Source organism: Humibacter ginsenosidimutans (assembly GCF_007859675.1).
Taxonomy (GTDB): Bacteria; Actinomycetota; Actinomycetes; order Actinomycetales; family Microbacteriaceae; genus Humibacter; species Humibacter ginsenosidimutans.
This window is the reverse complement of the sequence record NZ_CP042305.1, coordinates 3,539,836-3,564,050: the sequence shown is the minus strand read 5'-3', so window position 1 is coordinate 3,564,050 and position 24,215 is coordinate 3,539,836. Positions and strand designations below refer to the sequence as shown.

Below are 24,215 nucleotides of genomic sequence, written 5' to 3'. Positions count from 1 at the left end.
CCAAGGTCTCGGCCGAGAGCATCACCCTTCGACCGAAAGGTGGGTCGGAAGACTGACCTCGAACCGGCACCCGTCATCTTCATTGCGAACCGAGATCTCGCCCCGATGAGCCTGGACGATGCCCTGTGCGATCGCGAGCCCGAGACCGGCCCCGGCCGACACTCCCCACAGCGACTCCGGGGTGCGCGAGGCGGATGCCCGCCAGCCGGCCTCGAACACGCGTGCGAGGTCTTCCTCGGGTATGCCGCCGCCTCGGTCGGCGACCGACAGCACCACGTGGCGCGCACCATCGGCCGCTGTCCCTATCGTGACGCTGCTGCCCTCCGGGGCGTGCTGGATCGCGTTGACGAGGAGGTTGCCGATGACGCGCGAGAGGCCTCGGTCGTCCGCGAGCACGAGCACGTCGGGGCCTGGCCGCTCGACCAGGGTGACCGAGCGCGCGCTTGCCAGCGGAGTCAGCTCCGCCACTGCGTCGCTCACGAGGTCGTAGACGCGCACAGGTTCGAGCACGAGGCGCAAGGTGCCCGACTGGATCTTCGACAGCTCGAAGAGGTCGTCGACCATCGTCGAGAGATGGTCGACCTGTGAGCGCATCTGGCGGTGAAAGCGCAGCGGATCGGCGGCCAGGCCGTCTTCGAGCGCCTCGGCCATCGCCCGAAGTCCGGCGAGCGGCGTGCGCAGATCGTGCGAGATCCAGGCGATGAGCTCACGCCGGGACTCGTCGATGGCGGCCACCTCGGCCCGCGACTCCGCCAGGCGTCTGCTCGTGTCTGCCAGTTGATCGGCGACTGCGGCGAATTCAGAGGCCCAGCCACGGGCATCCGCCGCATCGACCGTACCGCCTTCGCTCAGCGCGCCCGCAAGGGCCACGAGCCGTCTGGCGCTCGAGGTGAGCCAACTGCCGAGCAGAATCGCGAGAACCAGCGAGATGAGCGCGGCGACTCCTGCGACGTAGAAGACCACAGTGAGGTCGTGTGCGGAGAGGTACATCGCATTGGCCACGGCGATGACACCCGCGACCGTGGATGCGACGACCGTGAGCACGATGACACCCACCTGCAACAACAGCGATCGACGGCGCAGCGCGAGGAGCAGCAGCAGACCGACGACGCTGACCGCCAGCGCCCACCCAAGGGCGATACCGATGATCGACGCCAGGTCCCCGATCGCGATCACGGCTGAACCGCCGCATCGACGTCGAAGCGATAGCCGACACCCCAGACGGTGCGAAGCAGTTCGGGTTCGGCGGGGTTGCGCTCGATCTTCTCGCGAAGCCTGCGCACGGTGACGGTGACGGTCGATCGGTCGCCGATGTCCCATCCCCATACCAGCCGCAGCAGTTCGTCCCGGCTGAACACACGAGAAGGATGCTTGATCAGGAACGCCAGCAGATCGAACTCGCGCGCCGACAAGGAGAGCAGCTCACCGTTCTCGCTGACGATTCGTGCGGAAGGCTCGAGGTGGAAGGGTCCGAGATCGACGGGGGCTTCAGGTGTCAGCGTGTCCAGGCTGCGTCGGAGCACGGATTGCACCCGTAGCACGAGCTCGCGCGGCGAGAACGGCTTCGTAAGGTAGTCGTCGGCTCCCGACTCGAGCCCTTCGATCCTCGCCTCTTCCGACCTGAGAGCGGTCAACAGGAGAACGGGAACGTCGGAGTCGACGCGGAGGCGCCTGCAGACCTCGGCGCCGTCGATACCGGGAAGCATCCGATCGAGCACGATCAGATCGGGCATACGGCGCCTGGCGGCGTCGAGTGCCGCGAAGCCGTCGACCGCCTGGTCGACCAGAAAACCGGCCGCGCTGAGGTAGCTGGAAGCGACTTCGAGCATTGTCGGATCGTCTTCGACCACCAGCACGCGCCGATCGATGAGGTCACTGTTGCGTGCCGCGACCGAAGCGGGCAGGGAGACCATGCACCCCAGAATAGGTTTCGTGCACGACGGCATGAACGCTGTGCGCTGAGCCGTCTTCGGTTCGTAAGAGTTGGGCACCGCCCGGTTCTCGGTGCATCTCTAGCGTCGAGAACGTGACCATTCCGATCGTCGACGTCGTGCTGCCCTGTCTGAACGAGGCGGGCGCGCTCCCGAAAGTGCTCGGCGCACTTCCCACGGGATATCGGGCGATCGTCGTCGACAACGGATCGACGGACGACTCGGCGCACATCGCGGCCAGCCTCGGAGCGACTGTGGTCGAGCAACGGATCCGCGGTTTCGGAGCGGCGGCGCACGCAGGGCTGCTCGCGTCGTCGGCATCCGTCGTCGCCTTCTGCGACTGCGACGGATCGCTCGATCTCACCGAGCTTCCACGCGTCGTCGAACCGATCGCACGCGGCGACGCCGACCTCGTCCTGGGACGAAGAAGAGCAACGCCAGGGTCATGGTCGCCGCCCGTCAGACTCGCGAACCGGGTGCTCGCCGCCTACCTTCGCGCTCGTGCCGGAGTTCCTGTTCACGACCTCGGACCGATGCGCGCAGCCGGCCGCGACGGTCTCTTCTCACTCGCTCTGACCGACCGCCGCAGCGGATACCCGCTGGAGATGCTGCTGAGCGCACACGCGGCAGGATGGCGCCTCGCTGAAGTCGACGTGAGCTACCTGCCGCGAATCGGCAGATCGAAAGTCACGGGAACCGTTCGTGGCTTTCTCGGCGCGGTGCACGACATGTCCCATGTTCTGCGCGCGGAGTCCCGATGACGGCCCTGGTGGTGATCGCGAAAGAGTGCGTGGCGGGCAGGGTGAAGACACGGCTCCACCCCCCGCTTTCGCTGGCGGAAGCGGCTGCAGTGGCGCACGTTTCTCTGGCGACGACTTTGAGAACGGCGCGAGCACTGCCCGCGACCCGGCGCATCTTGTTCTTCGACGGCGCGGCCTCCGAGGTTCCCGACGCGGCCGAACGATTCGAGATCATCCGTCAGCCGGAAGGCGGCCTCGATGAGCGATTGGGAAGCGTCTTCGACCTTCTCGACGAGCCGACCGTGCTGATCGGCATGGACACACCCCACATTGCGCCCGCCGACTTCGATGGCGTGTTCGACGAGTGGCCCGACGGGGTGGATGCCCTGTTCGGGCCTGCACTGGACGGTGGCTTCTGGGCGCTCGGTCTGCGCTCGCCGCGAGGCTCGCTGGTGCGGGGCATCCCGATGTCGAGATCCGACACCGGGTCGCTGCAACGAGAGCGGCTCGAACGGAGCGGCCTCGTCGTGCGCGACCTGCGCTCGCTCCGTGACCTCGACACCGTCGAGGACCTCGAGGTGATCGCAGAGTCTGTTCGAAGCCTGCAGCACTTCGTCGGCACTGCCGCCCCGACGGAGAGCACGCTGCGGTGAGCGGACCGGCACCGCTGACTTGGGTCGCATTCGGGAGCGCAACTGGAGAATTCGGCGCAGACGCCGCGGGCCCCTACGATCGCGCGCTCCGCGAGGGCCGCGGGCAACTGCTTCTCTACGACGTCGCATCGGGAGCTCCTGTCGACGTCATCCCCGTCTGGAGGTTCGCCGCACGAGCCGATCAGCACGAGAGAGCACTCCTGGCCCGCGGCGATGGCCCCCTGCTCGACCTCGGATGCGGTCCGGGTCGCATGGTGCAGGCATCCATGAGCTCCGGTCGCCCGGCCCTCGGAGTCGATCTCTCGCGCGCCGCATGCGAGATCGCCGTCGCCAAGGGCATCCCGGTGCTTCGACGGTCGCTGTTCGAATCGTTGCCCGGTGAGGGCCGCTGGGCGACGGTGCTGTTGCTCGACGGCAACATCGGAATCGGCGGGGACCCGCTACGACTGCTGAACCGGGTCGTCGCGCTGCTGGCGCCGGGCGGCACAGTGATCGTCGAGGGTGACCCGGATGTCACGGCCGACGTCGCATTCACCGCGGTCCTTGCCGACGACAAGGGCCTCAGCGGCCCGACGTTCCGATGGGCACGCGTCGGAGCGTTGGCGCTTCGCCGACACGCACATCGTGCCGGGCTCCGGCTCACTCGCGAGTGGAGCGCCGACGGACGTACCTTCTGCGAGTACGCACGACCGACGACGTGACGATGGATGCCGCAGCCACGGTGATGACACCCCACACGACAAGCAGCCGCATCGCATAGTCGCCGACCAAGATCGTCGGATTGGCATGCGGCCTTGCTTGCGCGATCAGCTCGGGAACCACGATCAGGGTCAGCAGCGCGCCGACTCCGAAGAGGATCCGAATCGTCGTGGCGACCGACGACGAAAAATCCTCGCGTCGCCCCTCCCACCGCCCTGTTCACGAACTGGACGACCGGCGCGAAGACGCCATCGTGCAGCACGACGGCGGCGACGAGCCACACCGCCAGCCCGAGGAGTGCAGCTGGAGGCTCTGTTGTCAGCAGGAAGAACGCGCCGGCCGCGGTGAGACCGGCCCCCAGAACGGCACAGATCGCGCGCAGCAGGATGAGCATTCGGCGGCTCATCGGAGCACCTCGATCGTGCTCAGCCACTTCGTCTGCAGCACCCCCGGACGACCGGGGGCGATGATGCGAGCCGGATATCCGTGGTCGAGGTCCAACGGCTCACCGTTCACCTCGAGAGCCACGAGCGTACGCGGATCGTGCGCGAACTCCGGACCCATCGTGGTCACCCGGTAGTGGCCTTCCGGTTCCAGGCTCATGATGCGCACGGCCGCATCGGGTGGCGCGCCCATCGACGCCAGCAGGTCGCGCAGGCGAACACCGCGCCACGAGGCATCCGTGCTCCAGCCCTCGATGCAGGCGATGGGCAGCTCGGCGTCCGTCTGCGCCAGACCGAGCAGCTGCTCCCTCGTGTACTCGCGTGACGCTGCTCCGTCGATGACTGCGAGTCGCCAGGAAGGGTCGAGCGCACGAGCCGCGACCTTCGCCTGGTCGGCCGTGCGGTTCACCGGCAGGCTCTGCGGTCCCGCATCCTGTCGGCGCGGTCCGAACACATTCAGAGCCGAGAGCACGCCGAACGACTGCCCGGCCGTCAGAGCGACCAGAGCCGCGGCAGCGGTGCCGATTCCGATCAGGAACCCTCGCCGAGTCGTCGTGCCACTCTTCTTCACACCGGCTCCTCGTCATCGTCACCGCGGCGCCAATGTCTGACGATGATCGGCAGCTTGAAGGCGATGTGCAGAGCGATCCCGCCGACGATCAGCCAGGCGAGCCCGTAGTGCACCTTGCGGAACGAGAACGGCCATGGGTACCACTGAAACGTGTTGATCAGACCGATCACGGGTTCCAGAAGCGCGGAGGAGACGAGCGCCGCGATGAGCCCTCGCTCGACCAGGTCACGCCATGAGGTGATCGCCGGCCACCGGAACAGCACCGGATAGACCGTCCAGAGCTTGGCCAGAAGCAACGGGAACAGCGCGAGCCCGACCGTGATGTGCACTCCCTGCGTGGCCTGATAGAGCCAGTACGGGCTCGTCGGGAACCGCATGCCGGGGAGTGGATCCTGCAGCAGATGGCTGTAGAGACCGGTGAGAAAGCACACCACGAACGCGAAAGCCAGCACCCGCCCGAGAACGACGGCCATGCGCTTCGTTCGTGCCGGCGAGCGCAGCGACCGTTGCACTCGCCGGGAGACGGCGGTCAGCCGCTCCGAAAGGCTCTCCGTGATGTGGGTCACGCAGTCAGTCTCAACGTCCATGCGTCGCACGGGATGCGGCAATCCTTACCGTCCGCAGACATCCTGCCGCGCACAACCGCGACCGAACCGTCACCGGATCGTAAGCGCTCGGTGGATACCGAGCCTCTCTCCGTCTCGCAGTGTTGGCACGACGAAAGGACTCCATGACCGCCTTCGACGACACGACCCTCCCCAGCCCGACTCCGATCGTCGGCGTCATCGGAGGCTCCGGGCTGTATTCACTGCTCGAGCGGCCGACGACGCTCGATGTGCCGACGCCCTACGGCCCAACATCGTCGCCCATCACCGTCGGCGACCTCGGCGGCGTGCAGGTCGCGTTCCTCGCCAGGCACGGTAGCGCCCACACGCTCCCCCCGCATCGCGTTCCCTACCGCGCGAACATCTGGGCTATGGCCTCACTGGGGGTGCACGCCCTCGTCTCGTCGTCGGCGGTCGGATCGCTCTCGCCCGAGCTGCCTCCCTGCACTTTCGTCATCCCCGACCAACTCATCGACCGCACGTGGGGCAGAGACGACACCTTCTTCGACGGCGACGACGTGCAGCACCTTCCATTCTCCGATCCGTACTGCGCCAGGTTGAGGGCGATCGCCATGGATGCCCTCACCGACGCGGGCGAGCAGGTTCGGGCATCCGGCACCACCGTCGTCGTGCAGGGGCCACGGTTCTCGACCCGCGCCGAGTCGCGGTGGTATCGCACACTCGGAGCCGACCTCGTGAACATGACGCAGTATCCGGAGGCCGCGCTCGCCGCTGAGCTGAATCTCGGCATGGTCAACCTCTCGTACGTCACGGATTCCGATGCAGGCGAATCCGAAGACGATGCCGTCGATCCTGTCGTCGTGTTGGACCGCCTGGCGGAAGCCCAGCTGCGCATCAGATCGGCGATCGCGGCCATCACCCTGGCGATACCGAACGACTATCGAGCCCGGGCACGCGTTGCCGACGAGGCGGTTCGTCGCGTTCTCGAAGCAGGAGTGGCGATCTGATGCCGAGCGTGCTGGTGACCGGCGGCGCGGGGTTCATCGGATCGCACGTCGTGTCCGCGGCACTGGAGCGCGGATGGCGCGTCAGAGTGCTCGACTCCTTCCGCGCCGACGTGCACGCGAACACCGAAGCGGCCGCTCCCGGCGAGAGCGTGACCCAAAGCCGTCTCCCCGCATCTGTCGAGGTGGTCCGTGCCGACGTTCGGGACTCGTCGGCAGTCTTCGACGCCCTCGACGGCATCGACGTGGTGAGCCATCAGGCGGCGAAGGTGGGACTCGGCGTCGACCTCGACGACACCCCCGACTATGTCGGAAGCAACGACCTCGGCACGGCGGTGCTGCTGACGCAGGCCGCGCGCAGAGGAGTGCGCCGACTCGTGCTCGCATCGTCCATGGTCGTCTACGGAGAGGGCAGGTACCGCGACGACCTGGGCAGCACTGCAGCACCGGCGCGTGCCGAAGCCGATCTGCTGGCGGGACGGTTCGAGCCGATCTCGCCACGAACCGGTCGAGCGATGAAGCCCGAGCCCATCGGCGAAGACGCACCCCTCGACCCGCGCAACGTCTACGCCGCCACGAAGGTCGCACAGGAGAACCTCGTGCGAGCATGGGCGCGGGCCGGCGGAGGGGTCGCTGCCTTGCTGCGCTATCACAACGTGTACGGACCGGGGATGCCGAGCGAGACCCCGTACGCCGGAGTCGCCTCCTTTTTCCGGTCGGCGCTGGAACGCGGCGACGCGCCGCGAGTCTTCGAGGACGGTGCCCAGCGCAGAGACTTCGTGCACGTCGCCGACGTCGCCCGCGCGAACATCGCGGCGATCCGGTGGACTGCCGACCGCACGCCCGGTGAGGTCCGTGCCTTCAACGTCGCAAGCGGCGATCCCCACACGGTGGGAGAGTTCGCCCGAGCCCTGAGCGTGGCGCACGGCGGTCCGGCGCCCGTCGTCACCGGCGAGTACCGGCTCGGCGACGTGCGTCACATCACCGCATCCGCGGAACGTGCACGCCGCGAACTCGGATTCGACGCCCGCGTCGGCTTCGAGGCCGGCGTTCGCGAATTCGCCGTCGCTCAGCTGCGCCCCGCCAGAGCCGGGTGATGACGCTCCGCAGATTGCCGGCACGGCCCAGTGGCGACGTCGACGGCAGCTCAGATCGACGGGCCGGGCTTGCGCCGGTGCGATCACGAGTCGCAGTGCTGGGGCTTGTGGTCGCACTCGCCGTGATGGCAGCAGGCATCCTCATTCCCGCGCTCACCGGCTGGGACGTGCACGTGAAGTCGTTCCCTCCCTTGCACGCTCGATGGATGCCGCGTGTCGGTCCCGGAACCCTTCCCTCCGTGGCGCTCGCCGCCCTGGCCGTGATCTCCGCGCCATGGGCGACACGTCTGCGATGGGGCGCGCTTCTGCTCGTGACCTTCGGCTACGGTCTGGCCTGGATGCTCGCCCTCGCCACCGTCGACGGCTTCGCCGGCATCGGGCACATTCTCGACACGAGCTACGAGTATCTGAACACGGCGCGCTCAGTGACCGACCCGATCGCTGTGCTGCGCGAATACGTCTCGCGCATCCCGCTGCACAGTGCCGATCATTGGCCCGTGCACATCGCCGGGCATCCGCCGGGAGCACTGTTCTTCTTCGTCGCGCTCGTTCGGCTCGGGTTGGGCAGTGGGCTCGCCGCGGGGACGGCTGTCACCGTGATCGCCGCCACGACTGCTGTCGCCGTGCTGGTCACTCTGCGCAGGCTGGGCGCCGAGACCGCGGCGCGACGAGCCGCGCCGATCATCGCGCTCGGGCCGGGAGCCGTGTGGATGGCGGTCTCGGCCGACGCCGTGTTCGCCGCCGTGGGCGCGTGGGGTCTGTGCTGCCTTGCCTTCGCGGCACGCTCCCACGCACGCGGACGTTCGATCGCCTGGTCGGTCTCGGCAGGTCTGCTGCTCGGTTACTGCGTCATGATGTCCTACGGACTCCCGGTGCTGGCGATCCTCGCCCTCGCGATTCTGGTTGCAGCGCGAACCTGGCGACCGCTGCCATGGACCGCCTGCGCCGCACTCGCGGTCGTGCTCGCGTTCGCCGCGGCCGGCTTCACGTGGTGGGAGGCCTATCCGGTGCTCGTGCGCCGCTACTACGACGGCGTCCAGAAGAATCGCCCCTACGCGTACTGGGTGTGGGCAGACCTCTCGGCGCTCGCTTTCAGTGCAGGCCCATTGGTCGGCTGCACGATTGCGGCGGCGTCGGCGAGAGTGCGGCACGTCGTGCGTCGAGTCCCCGATCAGACGCGCACGATCGTGTTGCTCAGCCTCGGAGCCGCGGCCTGTGTGCTCGTCGCAGATCTGTCGGGCATGAGCAAAGCCGAGGTGGAACGCATCTGGCTTCCGTTCGAGCCGTGGATGCTCGCAGGCGCCGCACTGCTCGGGACCCGTTGGCGTCGCTGGGGACTTGCCCTTCAACTGGGGACGGCTTTGCTCGTGCAGCATCTGCTGTCCACCGGCTGGTGATCACCAGCGGCCGCCATGCGGATGGAACAGCACCAACCGTTGAACGACGAAGCCCCCGGCCTGATGGCCGGGGGCTTCTCGCAGTCTTGGTGCCTTGCCGGCACGTTCCTGTCAGTTCGTCAGCGCTCTTACTGGCAGCTGTCGCACTGCAGAAGATCCATCGGGTCGACGGGAACTGCGTAGCCGCCGACGGTGTCGTTTTCGTAGTCCATGATGACCTCCCCTGATTGCCTGATCGGAACGGATTCCGCTCCGTCCGCACCACGTGTTTCCGAGCTAGCGGGCCGGGTCTTCACCCGGCTTCACGGCCGACCCCCTCGTGCGTCCGACCAGGTGCTCCGTGCGGTGCTCACCCACTATATAACGTGAATCACACGATTGTCATTCCACTAGATGTTGTGGTTTGCACATCGTTCACCTTCCTCTGCCGAACGTACCCGAGACCCCCGACATTCCGCGGCGGAACGGGCCGTGGATGCCACCACGAGGCGTCCGAGATCGCGCCCGGTCCGGCGTGTCGCGAAGTCTCATCGGTGTGGCGCTCGCACGAGCAACCCCTTTCGATCTCGCGCCGACGAAGCTAGAGTCGAGAAAGATTCACGCGATGGGGGAACCGCTGATGGAGCGCGTCGAGGCATTGTCGCCGGCGCGATTGCTGCGCCTGCTGCTGTGCGGGCTCGGCGTCGCCGGCGGTCTCGTGCTGCTCGGACTCGCCTTCAACGCACTCTCCGCGTCGGCCGCTGAGCCGACTCCCTCCTCGACGACCTCGAGTTCGAGCACGACCGGCTCCGGCTCATCCGGATCCGGCCTGCTCGGCGGTGTCGGCTCTCTCGTCGGCGCCGTCACCACCCCGGTGACGCACACCGTCGACGCCGTGACCTCGGCCGTTCCTGCCATCGTCGCCCCCGTCACCCACGCGCTTCCCGCCCCGGTGCAGAACGTGGTGAAGCCGGTCACGGATGCCGTGACCTCCGTCACCTCGTCCGTCTCGGTCACTCAGACTCTCGCCCCCGTCACCGGCGCGGTCGACAAGGTCGTGGCCGGCGTTCCCGTGGTGGGTTCGACGCTGAGCTCCACGCTCGGCTCGCTCTCCGGTGCGACCGCTCCGGTCACCGGAACGCTCGACTCCACGGTCGGGGACATCGGTTCGCTCACCGGATCGCTCACGTCGACTCCAGGCTCGGGCGGATCGGATCCCTCGACACCGCCGAACGGGTCCACCGACCCGACCGGCTCCAACGGGAGTGAGCCGACGTCGACCGCCCCAGGCGCAGGCAACGTCGCAGTGGCCGGCGGCGACGCGGTGTTCACCCCGGCGAGTTCCTGGGCGTCCGTGCTGATGTCGGGAGCCGCGGCGACCGCGGCCGACCCATCGCTCGCGGCGAGCGGACACGCATCCGGACTCACCGCCGGCAGCGGAGACACTCCGTTCTCGCCGTCACAGCCCGGTGATCCCAACGCGCCGGCAGCACTGCCGGGGGGCTCTTCCTCGGCCTCCGGCGCGCGATCGGGCAGCGGACCGGGAGGCTCCTCCCCTGCTGCCATCACGGGTGACCCGCTCGACGAGGTGCTGCCCGCCTTCGTCGCGGGCGCGGCGTCGAACGATCAGCTTCCATCGACACCTACCTTCGACACCGACTCCACACCTGACTGAGCCGGTCCGCTCTGCCCTGCCACGGCATGGCATCCCCGTGATGCCGCATGCCGGCAGGCAGAAGACGGACCATACGCTCTGCGACGCCTCGACGCGCCGGAAGAGCGAATCAGAAGCTCACTTCAGGGAGTCACATCATGAACAAGATCGTGTCGAGAGGGCTGTGGTTCACAGTCATTCTCGGCGGCCTTTCACTGGCGGGAGTAGGCGCGGCGAACGCGGCTGAACCCTCCACGAGCGGGAACGGCGGAGCAGGCTCCGGCGACGTGCTCGGCATCAATCTGAGCGCGCCTGTGACCCTGGTCGGCAACGCCGTCAGCGGCCTCGGCAACGCGCTCTCCTCCGCGGCATCGGCAGCCGTCTCGGCTCCCGCCGCACCGGCGGCCGCCTCATCGGGGTCGACGGGTTCGACGGCGGCGACCACGAGTTCGTCGAGCTCCGGAACGACGTCGACGGCGTCGGGCTCCGGCGGATCGACGAGCGCCCCGGCAGCCACCACGAGCGGCAACGGCGGCATCGCGTCCGGCGACATCATCGGCGGCACGATCAGCGTGCCCGTCACGGTGTCGGGCAACGCGGTGAGCGTCGTCGGCGACTCGACGAGCACCGATGCGGCCACCTCCGCGACGAGCGCGCCGGGGGACGCGGCCGCCGGCGGTTCGGGCACGCAGGGGGCCACCTCCAGCGGTGACGACAGCCTGCTCGGCGGCCTGGTGGCGCCGATCACGGTGAACGCACCGATCACCGTCAGCGGCAACGGAATCAGCGTGCTGGGCGACTCGACATCCGACAAGGCGGACACGTCGAACAGCACAGGGGGATCCGCTGCCGCTGACTCGGGGTCGTCGACCTCGGGTACCGACAGTCTGCTGGGCGGGCTGCTGCTGCCGATCGGCGTGAACGCGCCGATCACGGTCAGCGGCAACGCGATCAGCGGGCTGGGCGACTCGAACAGTTCGAGTGCGACGACGACCACGACCTCCGGTCCGGCGAACGGATCCGGCAGTGGTTCGGATCCCACGACGAGCGGCGATGACAGCGCACTCGGCGGATTGCTGGCAGACCTCGGGGTGAACGCTCCGGTCACTGTCGGCGGCAACGCCATCAGCGTGGTCGGCGATTCGTCGAGCACGGATGCCGCCACCGCGGTCGCCTCGGGCGGTTCCGGCACCAGCGGTACCACCGGCGACAGCACTTCGGGCGACGACAGCCTCCTCGGCGGCCTGCTCGCCGACGTGGGTGCCGACGTTCCGGTCACCGTCGGCGGCAACGCCATCAGCGGAGTCGGAGACTCCACCAGCACCGACGCGACCACCGCGGTCACCTCGGGCGGTTCCGGCACCAGCGGTACCACCGGCGACAGCACTTCGGGCGACGACAGCCTCCTCGGCGGCCTGCTCGCCGACGTGGGTGCCGACGTTCCGGTCACCGTCGGCGGCAACGCCATCAGCGGAGTCGGAGACTCCACCAGCACCGACGCGACCACCGCGGTCGTCGGCGGCGACAACGGTTCCACGGGTGACAGCACTTCGGGCGACGGCAGTCTGCTCGGCGGCATCCTGGCGCCGATCGGCATCGACCTTCCGGTCACCGTCGGCGGCAACGCCGTCAGCGTGATCGGGGACTCGACGACCACGGGCTCCGACACCAGCGTTCCTGGCACCCCGGGCACTCCGGGCACCCCGGGAACTCCCGGAACCCCGGGCACTCCGGGCACCCCGGGAACTCCCGGAACCCCGGGCACTCCGGGCACCCCCGGAACCCCGGGCACCCCCGGAGCCCCCGGAACCCCCGGGGGCGTCATCCCCGCCTCGGCGGTGACGACGATCGCCGACAGCGTCGCTTCTGATGTCAGCGCAGCGGGATCGCTCGCCGACACCGGTTCCGACGTGCTCGGTGCGCTCGGTGCGGCGCTGCTCGTCCTGCTCGCGGGCCTCGGCTCGCTGCTCTTCGTGCGGCGCAGGGCGGTGCGTTCCTGACGAAGGGGTGCTGAACCACGGGTGAGTGGATGCCGGCGCACGGTCCTCTGGCTGGTGCCGGCATCCACCGCCCCGCATCCACCACGAATGTCATCGGCGGCTCGGCTGCACCGTGCCGCCGATGAGCCATGCCCGCTCTGCAGGAAGTGGAGCCCACCGGCCTGCGGGCCGCCTCGCGACCGAGCCGTCTCGCGCCGGACCGACGACCGCCGAACCTGCGACCGGCGCCTACGCCTGGATGACAGCCAGCACGTTGCCCGCCGGGTCGCGGAACCATGCGATGTCGGGCCCCCACTCCGGATTCTTCGGACGGGCGATGCCCTTCGCGTCGGTGGGGAACTCGGCGTCGGAGTAGATCTTGGTGGTCACGCCCGCCGCGTTGAGCTCGTCGACCGCGGCGTCGATGTCGTCGACGACGAAGTTGAGGATGGTGAACGAAGCAGGCGTGTGGTCGGGCTTCGCGTAGACGAACACCTCGGCGCCACTGGGCAACGTGATGCGGATGCCCATGCCACCCTCGGCCTCCACCACCAGTCCCAGCGCCGTCGCGTAGAACTCCCGCGCCTTCTGCAGATCGTCGACGCTGAATCCGCTGAACGAATCGATCGCGCTGAACATGAGACCACCCCGCCTGTGTCATGGCCCGCGATGACGCGTGCCCCCGTGCCACGATCGCATCCGCCGAGCGGTGTGTCCATGCCCGACGGCACGACTCACACCCGGGAGTCAGCCTTGTTCGATGAGGCGGGCCAGTCGCCGTGCGGCTCTGCGCCCTCTCAGCAGTTCGGCGACCACCTCGCGCAGCGCGCCGGCGCCGTCATCGTCGCGGTCGAGCGCCGCCTGCGCCCTGGTGTGCCGCAGCGCTCGCTCGCCTGCGGCGCGGCGCAGGCCGTCGTACTCGTCGAGCTCGATGCTCGACGATCCCGATCGCAACACGGCGGCGAGCCGCCGCCCGAGTTCGATCGCGTCGTTCAGCCCCACATTGAGCGCCGAGCCGCCCGCGTTGAAGATGTGCGCGGCGTCGCCTGCGAGGAGCACCCGCCCGGAGCGATAGGTGTCGGCCTGCCGGCTGTTGCCCACGGTGCTGCGCGCCGCGGTCGCCTCGTCGAAGGGCAGTTCCGTCCCGAGCACCCGGCGGATGCTCGCCCGCAGTTCCCCCACCGGCAAAGGATCGCGCGGCTCGGCTTCGCCCCGCGGTTCGTGGACGCTGATCAGATAGACGTCGTCGGGTGCTGTGCGATCGAGTGCACGCACGGACGCGATCGAGAAGGTGCCGCCCGGCATCCGATTCGGACGCATCGTGGCAACGCGTCCGAGCCCGTCGATGTCGACGCCGTCGGGGGTGACTCTTACGCGGTCGGCGGGGATGCGCACGCGGGCGATGCTGGCGATGCGGTCGCTGGTGAATCCCGAGAAGCCGATGCCGGCCGTCTTGCGCACGATGCTGTGCGCTCCGTCGCAGCCCACGAGATGGCTCGCGTGCACGCGGGCGTTCTCGTCGTTGTCGCGCACCCCGATCGCAACGCCCGTGTCGTCTTGTGTGTACCCGACCACCTCGCACCCGCGAAGCACCGTCGCTCCGAGCGCGCGGGCCCTGCTCTCGAGCAGCTCCTCGAGTCGACGTTGCGGGATGGGCAGCACATGAAGCGGGTTGCCCGGCCCGAAACCCAGCCGCAACGGCAGCGGGCCGAATTGGAACCGCGGCGGCGAGAGAACCTTGAGTCCCGTTCCGGTCAGGATGCCTCGCCGCGCGAGCTCCAGCGCCGCGCTGCCCACGATGCCGTTGGCCTTCGGCTGCGTGGAGGGGGCCTTCGCCCTCTCGAGCACGACCACGCGGATGCCACGCGCGGCGACCTCACCCGCCAGCAGCAGCCCTACGGGGCCGGCGCCGACGACGGCGACGTCGTGGCCGGAATCCGAATCGATCGAAACTGTCACGCCGTCAGTTTGAGTTGACATCTGTTCGATGTCAAGTCAGACTGACACGGTGAGTCCGATCGATCTCTCGAGCACGCTGCGCACCACCGATCCCGAGGTGGGCCTGCGCGCGGCCGAAGCACTTCGCCGACTCGCGGAGCGGGTGGAATCCGAGCATGTCGCCGAGGCGCGGCGCCTCGGCTGGTCGTGGGAACAGATCGGGGACGCGCTCGGCGTGACGCGTCAGTCGGTCCACGCCAAGTACGGAAAGCAGTCGACCCATGTTTGAACACTTCGCGGGCCCCGCTCGTGCCGCCATCGAGAACGCACGAGTCGAGGCCGCTCGACGAGGAAGCCGGCGCATCGGAACGGAAGACGTGCTGACCGCGCTCGTCGCCGACGAGCGGCTCGCGCGCCTGGTGGGAGCGGACTCGGCCGCGATCAGGGGCGCGGCCGAGACGTTGGATCGGTCGGCCCTGGCCGCCGTCGGATTCGAGCTCGGAGACGACTGGCGCCACTCCCCCGCCGCGCTCGGCAAGCGCACTCCGTTGTCTGCCGGAACGAAGGCCGTGCTCCAATCGGCGCTTCTCGTGGCCAAGGCGGAGCGGGCCAAGCAGATCACACGCCGCCACCTGCTCATGGCTCTGCTCACGCGACGAAGGCCCGACCCGGCGACGACGTTGCTCGATCAGCTCGGGGTGGACATCGGCGAGATTCACGCCCGTCTCGTCGCCGAAGGTTGATTGCTCCCTGAGCCTGGTTCAGGGTCTTGCGGACACAAAACAGCCCGATGGGCCGGTGTTCGGCTCATCGGGCGGAGATGGGGTAAGCGGGCGAGTTATCGAATGGGCCGCTTGCTCACCGCCCCCACGGAGAGCAATGAACGACCCAAAGAAAGCTTCGTCCCCGTGCGCGGGCCTTGTCAAGCATCGCCGAATCGATTCATTCGCCGACGCTGTGCCCAATACACGGGGGTGTACCCGGGCCCTCCCCATCCTGCAAATGGCTCGTCGGACCGATGGCGCACCGCCGGCGAAGGGCTCAAGCCCGCAGGTCGAGCCAGCGCACCTGCTCGGGCGACAGCGTGACCTCGAGGCCCGCCATCGAGGTGCGGGTCTCCTCGATGCTGCGCGGGCCGAAGAGCGGGAACGTCGGAAAGTCCTGCGCCAGCACATAGGCCAGTGCCACGGCCGTCGGAGCGAGTCCGAGCTGCGATCCGAGCTCCCGCGCTCTGGCCAGCCGTTCGAAGTTGTCGTCGCTGTAGTAGCAGCGCACGAGCTCCTGGTCCGAGGTGTCGTCACGATCGGCACGCGCGAAGAACCCGCGCGCCTGCGACGACCACGGAAGCAGGGTCGTGCCCGTCGCCTCGAGCCACTCCCGGTCGGAGTCGTCGGTGACGTAGCGGCATCCGGCCCACGGAACATCCAGGGCGTGCGCCAGGCCGAAGTGGTCGCTCAGCACGGAGAAGCGCTGCCGGCCGTTGGCATCCGCATGATCGAGCGCCTGCTGGTAGCGCTCGATCGACCAGTTGGATCCGCCGAAGGCTCGGATGCGTCCTGCGCGAACCTGCTCGTCGAGCACGTCGACGAACTCCCCCACCGGGATGTCCTCGTTGTCGCGGTGCATCAGGTAGAGGTCGACGTGATCGGTCTGCAGTCGCTCGAGCGTCTCGTCGAGCTGGCGCACGATCGACTCCGGATCGCAGTGCGGGGTGTGGGCACCCTTGCCGACGATGACGACGTCGTCACGCAGTCCGCGGTTGGCGATCCACTGGCCGAGCAGTCGCTCCATGAGTCCGCCGCCGTAGATGTAGGCCGTGTCGAAGGCGTTGCCGCCGCGCTCCACGAAGTCGTCGAACATGGCGGAGGCGTGCCCGAGCGTCCGTTGGTTGTCCACACCCATGATCAGACGCGAGACGTCTTTGTCGAGCGCGGGGATGCGCCCGTAGCGCATGGTCGCATCGGGCCGCCTGCGCGGAGCGCGGCCGCTCGCAGGCGGGATGTTCGCGGTCGCGCGCTCGAACGGGTACTCCAACCCGATCGCCTCGCGCCACGAGTCGAGGGCTGCGGCGTTGCCCAGACTGTCCGCCCAGCTCATGTACGGGCTCTGGCCCTGTTGCGCGTACTCGGCGACGGCATCCGCCTGCAGCGCGTATTGATAGGCCGGCTCGATGCTGATGCGCTCGGGCGCGGCGTCCGTGGTGCGCACCTCGATGACGCTGGGCTCCGTCGGCGAGGGCAGCCACGGCTGCGGCACGAGGATGCGACCCTTCGAGCCGCTGACCACGACACGGTTGTCGTCTTCGACGCGCACGCCGCACGTGACGTGCGCGGTGATGCCCGACGCGAAGACGACGGATGCGCTCGCCCATTCGTCCACGCCCGTCGCCCCGATCATCCCCTTCGCGGTGAGCGACACGGGGTCGGCGAACCGCGCGCCCGTCGCGGCTCCCGCCACCAGACGGGCGACCGACATGGCGTACCCGCCGACGTCGAGGATGCCGCCTCCGGCGAGGTCGGCCGCGACGAGTCTGTGCTCGGCGGGAACATCGGCACGGAACGCGAACGATGCCTCGATGTGCTGCACGTCGCCGATCACGCCCGACGCGACGAGCTCCGCGAGGCGGACCGTCTGCGGGTGGAAGCGATACATGAACGCCTCGGCGAAATAGCGGCCGCTGCGTCGCGCGGCCTCCACGACGGCCATGGCTCCCGCGTGGTCGACGGAGAGCGGCTTCTCGCAGACGACGTGCTTGCCGGCCTCCAGAGCCTGGATCGCAAGCCGCACATGATCGATGTGCAGCGTGGCGATGTAGACCGCGTCGACGTCGGGGTCGGCGAACAACGCGTCGTAGGAGTCGTGCACGCGGATGCCGCCAGGCGCCTTCTCGAACTCGGCGGCGAACGCGCGCGCCCGCTCCGGGCTGCGGCTGGCGAGCGCCACGAGCTCGCCGGTGCGGCTGTGCCCGAGCTGCTCAGCGAATCGATGCGCGATCCCGCCCGGTCCTGCGATGCCCCAACGAACGTGCTGCAGGGTCTCGGTCATGAAGTTCCTCCGTCGGACATCAGGGGTTTCGTGGCCGGCACGGTTCCGGCGGCGGCCTGTCTTCGGTCTGCGACGAGCGCGACCGTGAACGTTCACGGTCAGTGAGATTACCAGTACGATTCCGAACATGGCAACGGGCGAACGCAGGGCGCGCGAGACCTCGTCCGACGCTCTCGGCCGCGATGCGACGGCGCCACAGGAGCATCGCGCTGCGCGCGCCGGCGCGGCGGCGGCCACCAAGCCAGCGACCATCAACGACGTCGCGGCGGCCGCGGGTGTGTCGCGGCAGACGGTCACGCGCGCTCTGAACGACCTCCCCGACGTGAGTCCCACCACCAAGCAGCGTGTGCAGCGGGCCGCTGCCGCCCTGCACTATCGCCCCAACCGGGCGGCGCAGCGACTCGTACGCGGCCGAGACGTGACCATCGGCTTCGTCGTCAACGACCTGCGCAACCCCTACTATCCGGAGCTCGCCTCTGAACTGACCAGACTCGCGGCCGAACGGGACTGGGCCGTCATGATGACCGACCTCGGCGGCCCGCACGGCGACGACAGACTCGATGCGCTCCTTCGACGGGTGGATGCCGTCATCGGACACCTCGGGCACCGCGCCGATTCACACCTCACCTCGAGCCTGCCCACCGTGCTCCTCGACGACGCGCCTGCCCGAGGCGCGACCGTGCAGCTGGACTTCGCCGGCGGAATGCGGGATGCCGTCGCGCACCTCGACGGCATCGGCCGACGCCGGGTCGCGATGATCGACATCACGGGTGAGCCGTCCGCGCGCATGCGTATGCTCGACGGCGCGCTCCGCACCGCCGGGCTGGCTCCAGCACTGCGAGTCGTCGCAGCGCCGACGCACGAGGGTGGGCTCGCCGCCGCCGAGTCGCTCGCGCGCGGACTCGGGGCATCCGGCAACCCGGTCGACGCCGTGGTGTGCTTCAACGACCTGCTCGCGGTCGGGGCGCTGGGCGGATTCGCGCGCGCGGGCATCCGGGTGCCCGCCGATGTCGCGGTGATCGGCATCGACGGTCTCGAAATCGGCGAGATCGTCACGCCGCGTCTGACGACGCTGGCCGCCGATCGGCGCGCACTGGCGCGGCACGCGATCGAGCTCGTCGCAGCGCTGCTTCGCGGCGAAGCCGGTGAGCACCTCTCGCGGCGGGTCGGGCACGAGCTGGTGCTGCGCGACTCGGCATGACGAGCAGCGTTCTCTATCCGGCGTCCGCGCCCACGAAGCCTGTGCGCAGGGCGTGCGCCACATCCGGCCGGCCGTTGCGCAACGCCAGCACGATGGCGGCGTCGTAGTCGTAGTCGATGGCGCGCTCGTCGATGCGCCAGCCTGCGGCATCCTTCTCGACGACCGTGTAGCGGGCACGCGGCGAGCGCGCTTGCACGCGGTGCGGTGCGGGAAGGTCATCGGCGTACGCCGGCCAGCCGACGCTGCCCGGATTCACGACGAGTGCGCCGCCCGGCAGACGCCGGGTGCGCTGCACGTGGGTGTGTCCGCACACGAAGAGTTCGTAGTGACCGAAGGATGCCCCCAGCCGCTCCACGACCTCGCCATCCGTCGCCTGCCGCAGCGCGTCGTCGGCGGCCGGGTCCACGGCCTCGAGCAGGTAGCAGAGGTCGTCGTCGGGGGCGCCGTGAAACGCCAGCACGCCGTGCGCGGGTTCGAGCGTGGCCGGCAACGCCGCCAGCCAAAGCAGGTCGTCGCCGGAGAGCAGATCGAACGCGAGTCGATCCGAGGCGCCCATGTTCCCCCGCGACAGGGTCAGCAGCTGTCGCTCGTGATTGCCTCGCACGGTGAGGATGTCCGGTCGCGCACGCAGCGCATCCAGCGTGCCGCGCGGGTCGACTCCGCCCGAGGCGATGTCGCCGAGGTCGACGATCGTGTCGACGCCGTCGTGTGCGATCGCGTCGAGCACGGCGAGCAGCGCGGGAGTGTTGCCGTGGACGTCCGAGATGAGGGCGATGCGGGGCATCCGCTCAGCGTAGAGGGGTGTGCACACCCCGACAGCGCACTCCGCGAGGCGCCCGGAAACAGATCGCCCCGGCCTCAGGGGCCGGGGCGATCTCTCGTGCTCGGGCGCTACTGCACCGACCAGCCGCCGTCGGAGGGCAGCACGACGCCGTTGACGTTGACGCCGTCGTCGCTCAGCAGGAACGTGATCGAGGCGGCGAGCTGCTCGGCGGTCGCCAGAGCAGGGATCATCGACTGGAACGGCTGCAGCCTGGCGGATCCGGCCTGCGACACGTTCGGCGGGAACGGGATGCCCGTGGCCACCCCACCCGGCGCGACCGCGTTCACGCGGATGCCCTGCGGTCCATACATGAACGCGGCGCTGCGGGTGAGACCCACCACCGCGTGCTTCGACGTCGTGTAGGCGTTGCCGGAGGCGTTGCCGCGCAGGCCGGCCTCCGACGCGATGTTCACGACCGAGCCCTTGCCTGTCGCGAGCATGGCGGGCAGCACGGCACGGGTCAGCTTGAACGCACCCGTCAGGTTGATTCCGATCACGCGATCCCACATGGCATCGCTCGTCTCGTGCAGCGGCGAGAAGTCGTCGTTCACGCCCGCGACGTTCGCCAGACCGTCGATGCGGTCGCCCGCTGCTGCGACGATGGCATCCACGCTCTCCTGCTTCGTGATGTCGCCGACGACCGTGACGATCTGCGCGTCGGGCAGCGAGCCTGCGAACTCGGCAAGCCGGTCTGCCGACACGTCGACGGCGACCACGCGGCCCCCCTCGCGCGCGACCCTGGATGCCGTGGCCCGCCCGATTCCGGACGCCGCGCCCGTGACGATCACGGTCTTGCCCGCGAACCGTCCCTGCGTGACGGTCTCGGCCCACGCCGAGCTCTCGGTCTCCTCCGGCATGACGCCGCCGTTCGCCTTGAGCACCAGGTCATCGACCACGGACTGGGGCAGCTGCCCCTGGCTCAATGCCACGAGCTGCTGCAACGGCAGAGCCTTGATCGGTGCCAACGTGGACTCGTCTGCGCCGCTGGCGGACAGGAGGCCCCGCACGAGCGGGCCGCCCTCCGCGTCATCGAGCCACTCGCCGATCGAGCTGTTCGCCGTCAGCGGCTTACGCACTTCAGCCATTCATCTCTCCTCATCAGGATGTTGCGTGCGACGAAAAGGTCGGCCCGTCGCAGGCCCGTCACGGCGTCACCGTGGCTGCTGGGGTCAATGGACGGGCTGCGCCGCCTCTTCCTCGTCTGCGATGGCGTCGGCACCCGCCGACACCCCGTGCAACGGGTGGCTGCGCTCGAGAGCGGCACCCTCGACATCCACGTTGGGAAGAATACGGTCGAGCCACTTCGGGATCCACCATGCGGCCTTGCCGAAAAGATGCATGAGCCCGGGCACGATCACGAGTCGCACGAGGAAGGCGTCGAAGAGCACACCGAACGCGAGGCCGAAGCCGAGCGGCCGGATCATGTCGAGCTCGGAGAAGACGAACCCGCCGAACACCGAGATCATGATGATCGCCGCCGCGGTCACGACAGCTCGTCCGCCGCGGAGGCCGGAGACCACCGCCTGACGAGCGGGCAGGCCGTGCACGTACGCCTCGCGCATGCCGGAGACGAGGAACAGCTGGTAGTCCATGGCGAGGCCGAACAACACTCCCATGACGATGATCGGCGCGAAGCTCAGCACGGGGCCCGGATCGTGCACCCCGAAGATCGCACTCAGCCAGCCCCACTGATAGACGGCCGTCATGCCGCCGAACGCGGCGAACAGCGAGAGCACATATCCGCCTGTGGCGATGACCGGGACGAGCAGCGACCGGAACACGATGATCATGATGATCAGCGACAGACCGATGACCACCGCGAGGTACAGCGGCAACGCGCTCGCGAGCTTCTCGGAGACGTCGATGTTCGCGCTCGCCTGGCCGGCGACGCCCACCGTGACGTCCGAGCCGAACACGTCGGTGCCGCGCAGATCGTGCACGAGCGCCTCGGTGGATGCGCTGCTCGGCCCGTCTGCTGGGATCACCTCGAAAGCGATGAAGTCGCGGGCATCAGAGGCGCCGATCGGCGCGACGGCGACCACGTCGTGGACGGTCATCAGCTTGTCGACGAGTTTCGCCTCTGTGGGCACCAGGTCGGTCTCGCTGACCGCCTTCGGCAGGGTGGCAGTGACGATGAGCGGGCCGTTCTGTCCTGCGCCGAACTTGTCGGCGACCGCGGTATAGGCCTTGTACGAGGTCGAGTCGGTGGGCGACGAGGAGCCGTCCGGCAGTCCCAGCCGCATCGAGAGCGCGGGGATGGCGATGATCAGCAGTCCGATCACCGCGGCGACCACGGAGAGCACGACGCGCGGGGTGCTCATCGGCTTCGCGACCGGGGCGCGGTGCGCCTCATGACCGATCTGGCCCCGTGCCTTCTTGCCGAGAACCTTGAGCCCGAGCATCCCGAGCAGTGCAGGCGTCAGGGTGACCGCCACGAGCACCGCGACCAGCACGCAGGCCGCGCCGACCGTGCCCATCACGCCGAGGAATCCGATGCCGCTCACATTGAGGGCGAGCAGCGCCACAAGCACCGTCGCACCCGCGAACACGACGGCATTGCCGGCTGTGCCGTTGGCGAGACCGATGGACTCCTTCACGTCCATGCCCGCCAGCAGCTGTCTGCGATGTCGGTTGACGATGAACAACGCATAGTCGATGCCGACCGCGAGGCCCAGCATGAGGCCGAGCACGGGCGTCACCGACGACATGTCCACGACCCCGGAGAAGGCCATGGCGCCCGCCACGCCGACGCCCACCCCGATCAGGGAGGAGATCAGCGGCATCAGCGCAGGCATGAGGGCGCGCATCATCACGATGAGCACGATGAGCGCGATGACCACGCCGGTGATCTCACCAGGGCCGATCAGACCGGAGATGTCGGTGGCGATCTCCGAGGAGTAGTTGACCTCGACGCCGGAGATGTCGGCGGCATCCAGCTTGTGCGCCACGGCCTCTTTCACGCTCGAGGGCAGGTTGAACAGGTCGTCCTTGAACTGCACCATGCCCACCGCCGTGGAGCCGTCGGTCGAGACCGTGCGGATCTTGGCGGCGGCGTCCATGAGCTGGGTGCCGGCATCCACCTGCTTCTGGGATGCCTCGAGCTTCTTCGTCGAGGCGTCGAGCTGGCTCTGCGATGCGTCGAGCTTCGCCTTCGCCGCGTCGAGCTGCTGTTGCTGCGCCTCGAACTGAGCAGAGGCCTGGTCGTACGCGCCCGCCGCCTTGGCCTGGGCCACGGCGTCATCGAGCTGCTTCTGCCCGGCATCGAGCTGTGCGCGGCCCGCGTCGATCTGCGACTGACCGTCCGCGATCTGCTGGGTTGCCGTGTTGATCTGCGTCTGACCGTCGGTGAGCTTCTTCGCCTGCGCATCGCGCTGATCGGCTGTGGTGAACGGATCGACGATGCTGTCGACGCCCTTGACCGTTCCGACCCGCTTCAGCAGCGAGCTGATCTCGGATTTCTGGGCGGCGTCGAGCTTCGATCCGTCTTTCGTCTGGAAGACGACGCTGCCCGTCGCGCCGCCGCTCTGGTCGAGCTGCTTCTGCAACTGCGCGGTGACCTTCGCGGTCTCGGTGCCCGGAATGTTGAAGCTCGTGGCGAGCGTGCCGCCGAACGCGAGGAAGGCACCTCCGGCAAGAGCGAGTGCGACGAGCCATCCGACCAGAACGGTCCATGGCTTGCGCGCGGAGAAGAGTCCGAGCCGGTTGAGCAGGTTGGCCACGGGCGAGCCCTTTCAATCAAGAACCAATGGGGAGCGCGCGACGTTGCGACGTCACCACGTTATCCGACACCTGTTGTTTATCCGACAGATGCCGCGGAACTCCCAGGGAACCCGACGGAACGTCCTCAGGTCGTGACAGAATCGCGAGACATGGATGCCCGCATCGCCCGCACACGCGCGCTCCTGCAGGACGCCCTGCTGGAGCTCGCCCGTGAGCGCAGCCTCGACGAGATCACGATCGCCGATATCGCGGAGCACGCCGGCGTGAACCGCAGCACCTTCTATCAGCACTATTCCGACAAGGACGTGCTGCTCGCCGATGCCCTCGACGCCGCGGTCGAAGAGGCCGGCGAGCGTCTCGTGCAGCTGACCGTTCCCGTCTCCGGCCCACCTGAAGATCTGCTGACCTACCTGAAGCACATCGAGCAGAACGCGGCCATCTACTCGCGCGTGCTGGGCGACCGGGGCTCGGCCATCGTCGCCGCGCGCGTGCGCTCCCAGGTCGAGAAGGTGGCGCTCGAGGGCATCAGCCGCTCGAACGTGCCCGCGTACGACGGCGTGCCGCTCGAAATCGTGGCCGCCGGCATCACCGGCTCCGCCATGGGCGTGGTGCGCGCGTGGCTGGAGCGCGATCCGCGGCCACCCGTGGAGACCGCGGCCGACTGGCTGTGGCAGGTTCTGCTCGGCCCTGGCACGGCGTGGACGTTCGGCACCGGCCCCGATGGACACAAGGTCAGCGGACCGCGCAGCTGCTGACGCCGACACGAGGTGCCGCT

Annotated in this window: 22 protein-coding genes; 12 read left to right on the top strand and 10 right to left on the bottom strand. The window is 68.7% G+C overall.

From position 1 onward, the window contains the following. Positions 1-21: 21 nt before the first annotated feature. Together FPZ11_RS16450 and FPZ11_RS16445 are read right to left on the bottom strand one after the other, a co-directional pair. Positions 22-1,176: a sensor histidine kinase gene (locus FPZ11_RS16450; protein WP_146322142.1), complete on the bottom strand. Its 1,155-nt coding sequence runs from the start codon at positions 1,174-1,176 to the stop codon at positions 22-24. Further along, on the bottom strand, positions 1,173-1,913 hold the full coding sequence (locus tag FPZ11_RS16445; protein ID WP_146322141.1) for a response regulator transcription factor: 741 nt from the start codon (positions 1,911-1,913) through the stop codon (positions 1,173-1,175). Before FPZ11_RS16445 ends, FPZ11_RS16450 begins: the two co-directional genes overlap by 4 nt. A gap of 113 nt (positions 1,914-2,026) precedes the next feature. Here FPZ11_RS16445 and FPZ11_RS16440 point away from each other — a divergent pair, with 113 nt between their 5' ends. From FPZ11_RS16440 to FPZ11_RS16430, 3 genes are read left to right on the top strand one after another with little or no spacing between them, the layout of a single operon-like run. Further along, positions 2,027-2,692, top strand: coding sequence for a glycosyltransferase family 2 protein (locus FPZ11_RS16440; RefSeq protein ID WP_146322140.1), 666 nt, complete (start codon positions 2,027-2,029; stop codon positions 2,690-2,692). Further along, complete coding sequence (locus FPZ11_RS16435; RefSeq protein WP_146322139.1) at positions 2,689-3,324, top strand: TIGR04282 family arsenosugar biosynthesis glycosyltransferase; 636 nt, start codon at positions 2,689-2,691, stop codon at positions 3,322-3,324. Before FPZ11_RS16440 ends, FPZ11_RS16435 begins: the two co-directional genes overlap by 4 nt. Further along, on the top strand, positions 3,321-4,025 hold the full coding sequence (locus tag FPZ11_RS16430) for a methyltransferase domain-containing protein (protein ID WP_146322138.1): 705 nt from the start codon (positions 3,321-3,323) through the stop codon (positions 4,023-4,025). Before FPZ11_RS16435 ends, FPZ11_RS16430 begins: the two co-directional genes overlap by 4 nt. Before the next feature lie 400 nt (positions 4,026-4,425). On the opposite strand, the gene FPZ11_RS19985 is transcribed toward FPZ11_RS16430, so the two are convergent. Together FPZ11_RS19985 and FPZ11_RS19980 are read right to left on the bottom strand one after the other, a co-directional pair. Beyond that, entirely contained in the window at positions 4,426-5,037 is a 612-nt protein-coding gene (locus FPZ11_RS19985) for a molybdopterin-dependent oxidoreductase (RefSeq protein WP_246846322.1), read from the bottom strand. Continuing rightward, the gene (locus FPZ11_RS19980; RefSeq protein WP_246846321.1) at positions 5,034-5,603 is read right to left on the bottom strand and encodes a hypothetical protein; all 570 of its coding nucleotides are present in this window, start codon (positions 5,601-5,603) and stop codon (positions 5,034-5,036) included. The genes FPZ11_RS19985 and FPZ11_RS19980 overlap by 4 nt, the downstream gene beginning before the upstream one ends. 164 nt (positions 5,604-5,767) lie before the next feature. Here FPZ11_RS19980 and FPZ11_RS16420 point away from each other — a divergent pair, with 164 nt between their 5' ends. The 5 genes from FPZ11_RS16420 (at position 5,768) to FPZ11_RS16395 (ending at position 12,734) form a co-directional block, all read left to right on the top strand. Next, entirely contained in the window at positions 5,768-6,610 is an 843-nt protein-coding gene (locus FPZ11_RS16420; RefSeq protein WP_146322137.1) for an S-methyl-5'-thioinosine phosphorylase, read from the top strand. Next, positions 6,610-7,704, top strand: coding sequence for an NAD-dependent epimerase/dehydratase family protein (locus FPZ11_RS16415; RefSeq protein ID WP_146322136.1), 1,095 nt, complete (start codon positions 6,610-6,612; stop codon positions 7,702-7,704). Before FPZ11_RS16420 ends, FPZ11_RS16415 begins: the two co-directional genes overlap by 1 nt. A 95-nt stretch (positions 7,705-7,799) precedes the next feature. After that, the gene (locus FPZ11_RS16410) at positions 7,800-9,101 is read left to right on the top strand and encodes a hypothetical protein (RefSeq protein ID WP_210415903.1); all 1,302 of its coding nucleotides are present in this window, start codon (positions 7,800-7,802) and stop codon (positions 9,099-9,101) included. Positions 9,102-9,705: 604 nt separating this feature from the next. Next, positions 9,706-10,755: a hypothetical protein gene (locus FPZ11_RS16400; RefSeq protein WP_146322135.1), complete on the top strand. Its 1,050-nt coding sequence runs from the start codon at positions 9,706-9,708 to the stop codon at positions 10,753-10,755. A 137-nt stretch (positions 10,756-10,892) separates the two neighbouring features. Further along, positions 10,893-12,734 (top strand): beta strand repeat-containing protein, encoded by a 1,842-nt coding sequence (locus FPZ11_RS16395; RefSeq protein WP_168203884.1) that lies wholly within the window; start codon positions 10,893-10,895, stop codon positions 12,732-12,734. 228 nt (positions 12,735-12,962) lie between these two features. Here the strand turns inward: FPZ11_RS16395 and FPZ11_RS16390 are convergent, their stop codons facing one another. Both FPZ11_RS16390 and FPZ11_RS16385 read right to left on the bottom strand, forming a co-directional pair. Beyond that, positions 12,963-13,352, bottom strand: coding sequence for a VOC family protein (locus tag FPZ11_RS16390; protein ID WP_146322134.1), 390 nt, complete (start codon positions 13,350-13,352; stop codon positions 12,963-12,965). 108 nt (positions 13,353-13,460) lie between these two features. After that, positions 13,461-14,672, bottom strand: coding sequence for an FAD-dependent monooxygenase (locus tag FPZ11_RS16385; protein ID WP_168203883.1), 1,212 nt, complete (start codon positions 14,670-14,672; stop codon positions 13,461-13,463). Positions 14,673-14,721: 49 nt separating this feature from the next. On the opposite strand from FPZ11_RS16385, the gene FPZ11_RS16380 reads away from it, so the two are divergent. Both FPZ11_RS16380 and FPZ11_RS16375 read left to right on the top strand, forming a co-directional pair. Beyond that, positions 14,722-14,940, top strand: a complete 219-nt coding sequence (locus FPZ11_RS16380; protein WP_168203882.1) for a helix-turn-helix domain-containing protein — start codon at positions 14,722-14,724, stop codon at positions 14,938-14,940. Then, positions 14,933-15,394 carry a Clp protease N-terminal domain-containing protein gene (locus FPZ11_RS16375; RefSeq protein ID WP_146322131.1) on the top strand — a complete coding sequence of 154 codons (462 nt, stop codon included), beginning with the start codon at positions 14,933-14,935 and terminating at the stop codon, positions 15,392-15,394. Before FPZ11_RS16380 ends, FPZ11_RS16375 begins: the two co-directional genes overlap by 8 nt. Before the next feature lie 298 nt (positions 15,395-15,692). Here FPZ11_RS16375 and FPZ11_RS16370 read toward each other — a convergent pair whose 3' ends face one another. Beyond that, positions 15,693-17,696, bottom strand: coding sequence for an aldo/keto reductase (locus tag FPZ11_RS16370; RefSeq protein WP_146322130.1), 2,004 nt, complete (start codon positions 17,694-17,696; stop codon positions 15,693-15,695). A 127-nt stretch (positions 17,697-17,823) separates the two neighbouring features. On the opposite strand from FPZ11_RS16370, the gene FPZ11_RS16365 reads away from it, so the two are divergent. After that, the gene (locus FPZ11_RS16365) at positions 17,824-18,897 is read left to right on the top strand and encodes a LacI family DNA-binding transcriptional regulator (RefSeq protein WP_146322129.1); all 1,074 of its coding nucleotides are present in this window, start codon (positions 17,824-17,826) and stop codon (positions 18,895-18,897) included. Positions 18,898-18,910: 13 nt separating this feature from the next. Here FPZ11_RS16365 and FPZ11_RS16360 read toward each other — a convergent pair whose 3' ends face one another. The 3 genes from FPZ11_RS16360 to FPZ11_RS16350 form a co-directional block, all read right to left on the bottom strand. After that, positions 18,911-19,681 (bottom strand): metallophosphoesterase family protein, encoded by a 771-nt coding sequence (locus FPZ11_RS16360; RefSeq protein ID WP_146322128.1) that lies wholly within the window; start codon positions 19,679-19,681, stop codon positions 18,911-18,913. 107 nt (positions 19,682-19,788) lie between these two features. Continuing rightward, positions 19,789-20,805 carry an SDR family NAD(P)-dependent oxidoreductase gene (locus FPZ11_RS16355; protein WP_146322127.1) on the bottom strand — a complete coding sequence of 339 codons (1,017 nt, stop codon included), beginning with the start codon at positions 20,803-20,805 and terminating at the stop codon, positions 19,789-19,791. Between the two features lie 84 nt (positions 20,806-20,889). Next, on the bottom strand, positions 20,890-23,439 hold the full coding sequence (locus FPZ11_RS16350; RefSeq protein ID WP_146322126.1) for an MMPL family transporter: 2,550 nt from the start codon (positions 23,437-23,439) through the stop codon (positions 20,890-20,892). A 132-nt stretch (positions 23,440-23,571) separates the two neighbouring features. Here FPZ11_RS16350 and FPZ11_RS16345 point away from each other — a divergent pair, with 132 nt between their 5' ends. Continuing rightward, positions 23,572-24,195, top strand: coding sequence for a TetR/AcrR family transcriptional regulator (locus FPZ11_RS16345; RefSeq protein ID WP_210415901.1), 624 nt, complete (start codon positions 23,572-23,574; stop codon positions 24,193-24,195). Positions 24,196-24,215: the final 20 nt, after the last annotated feature.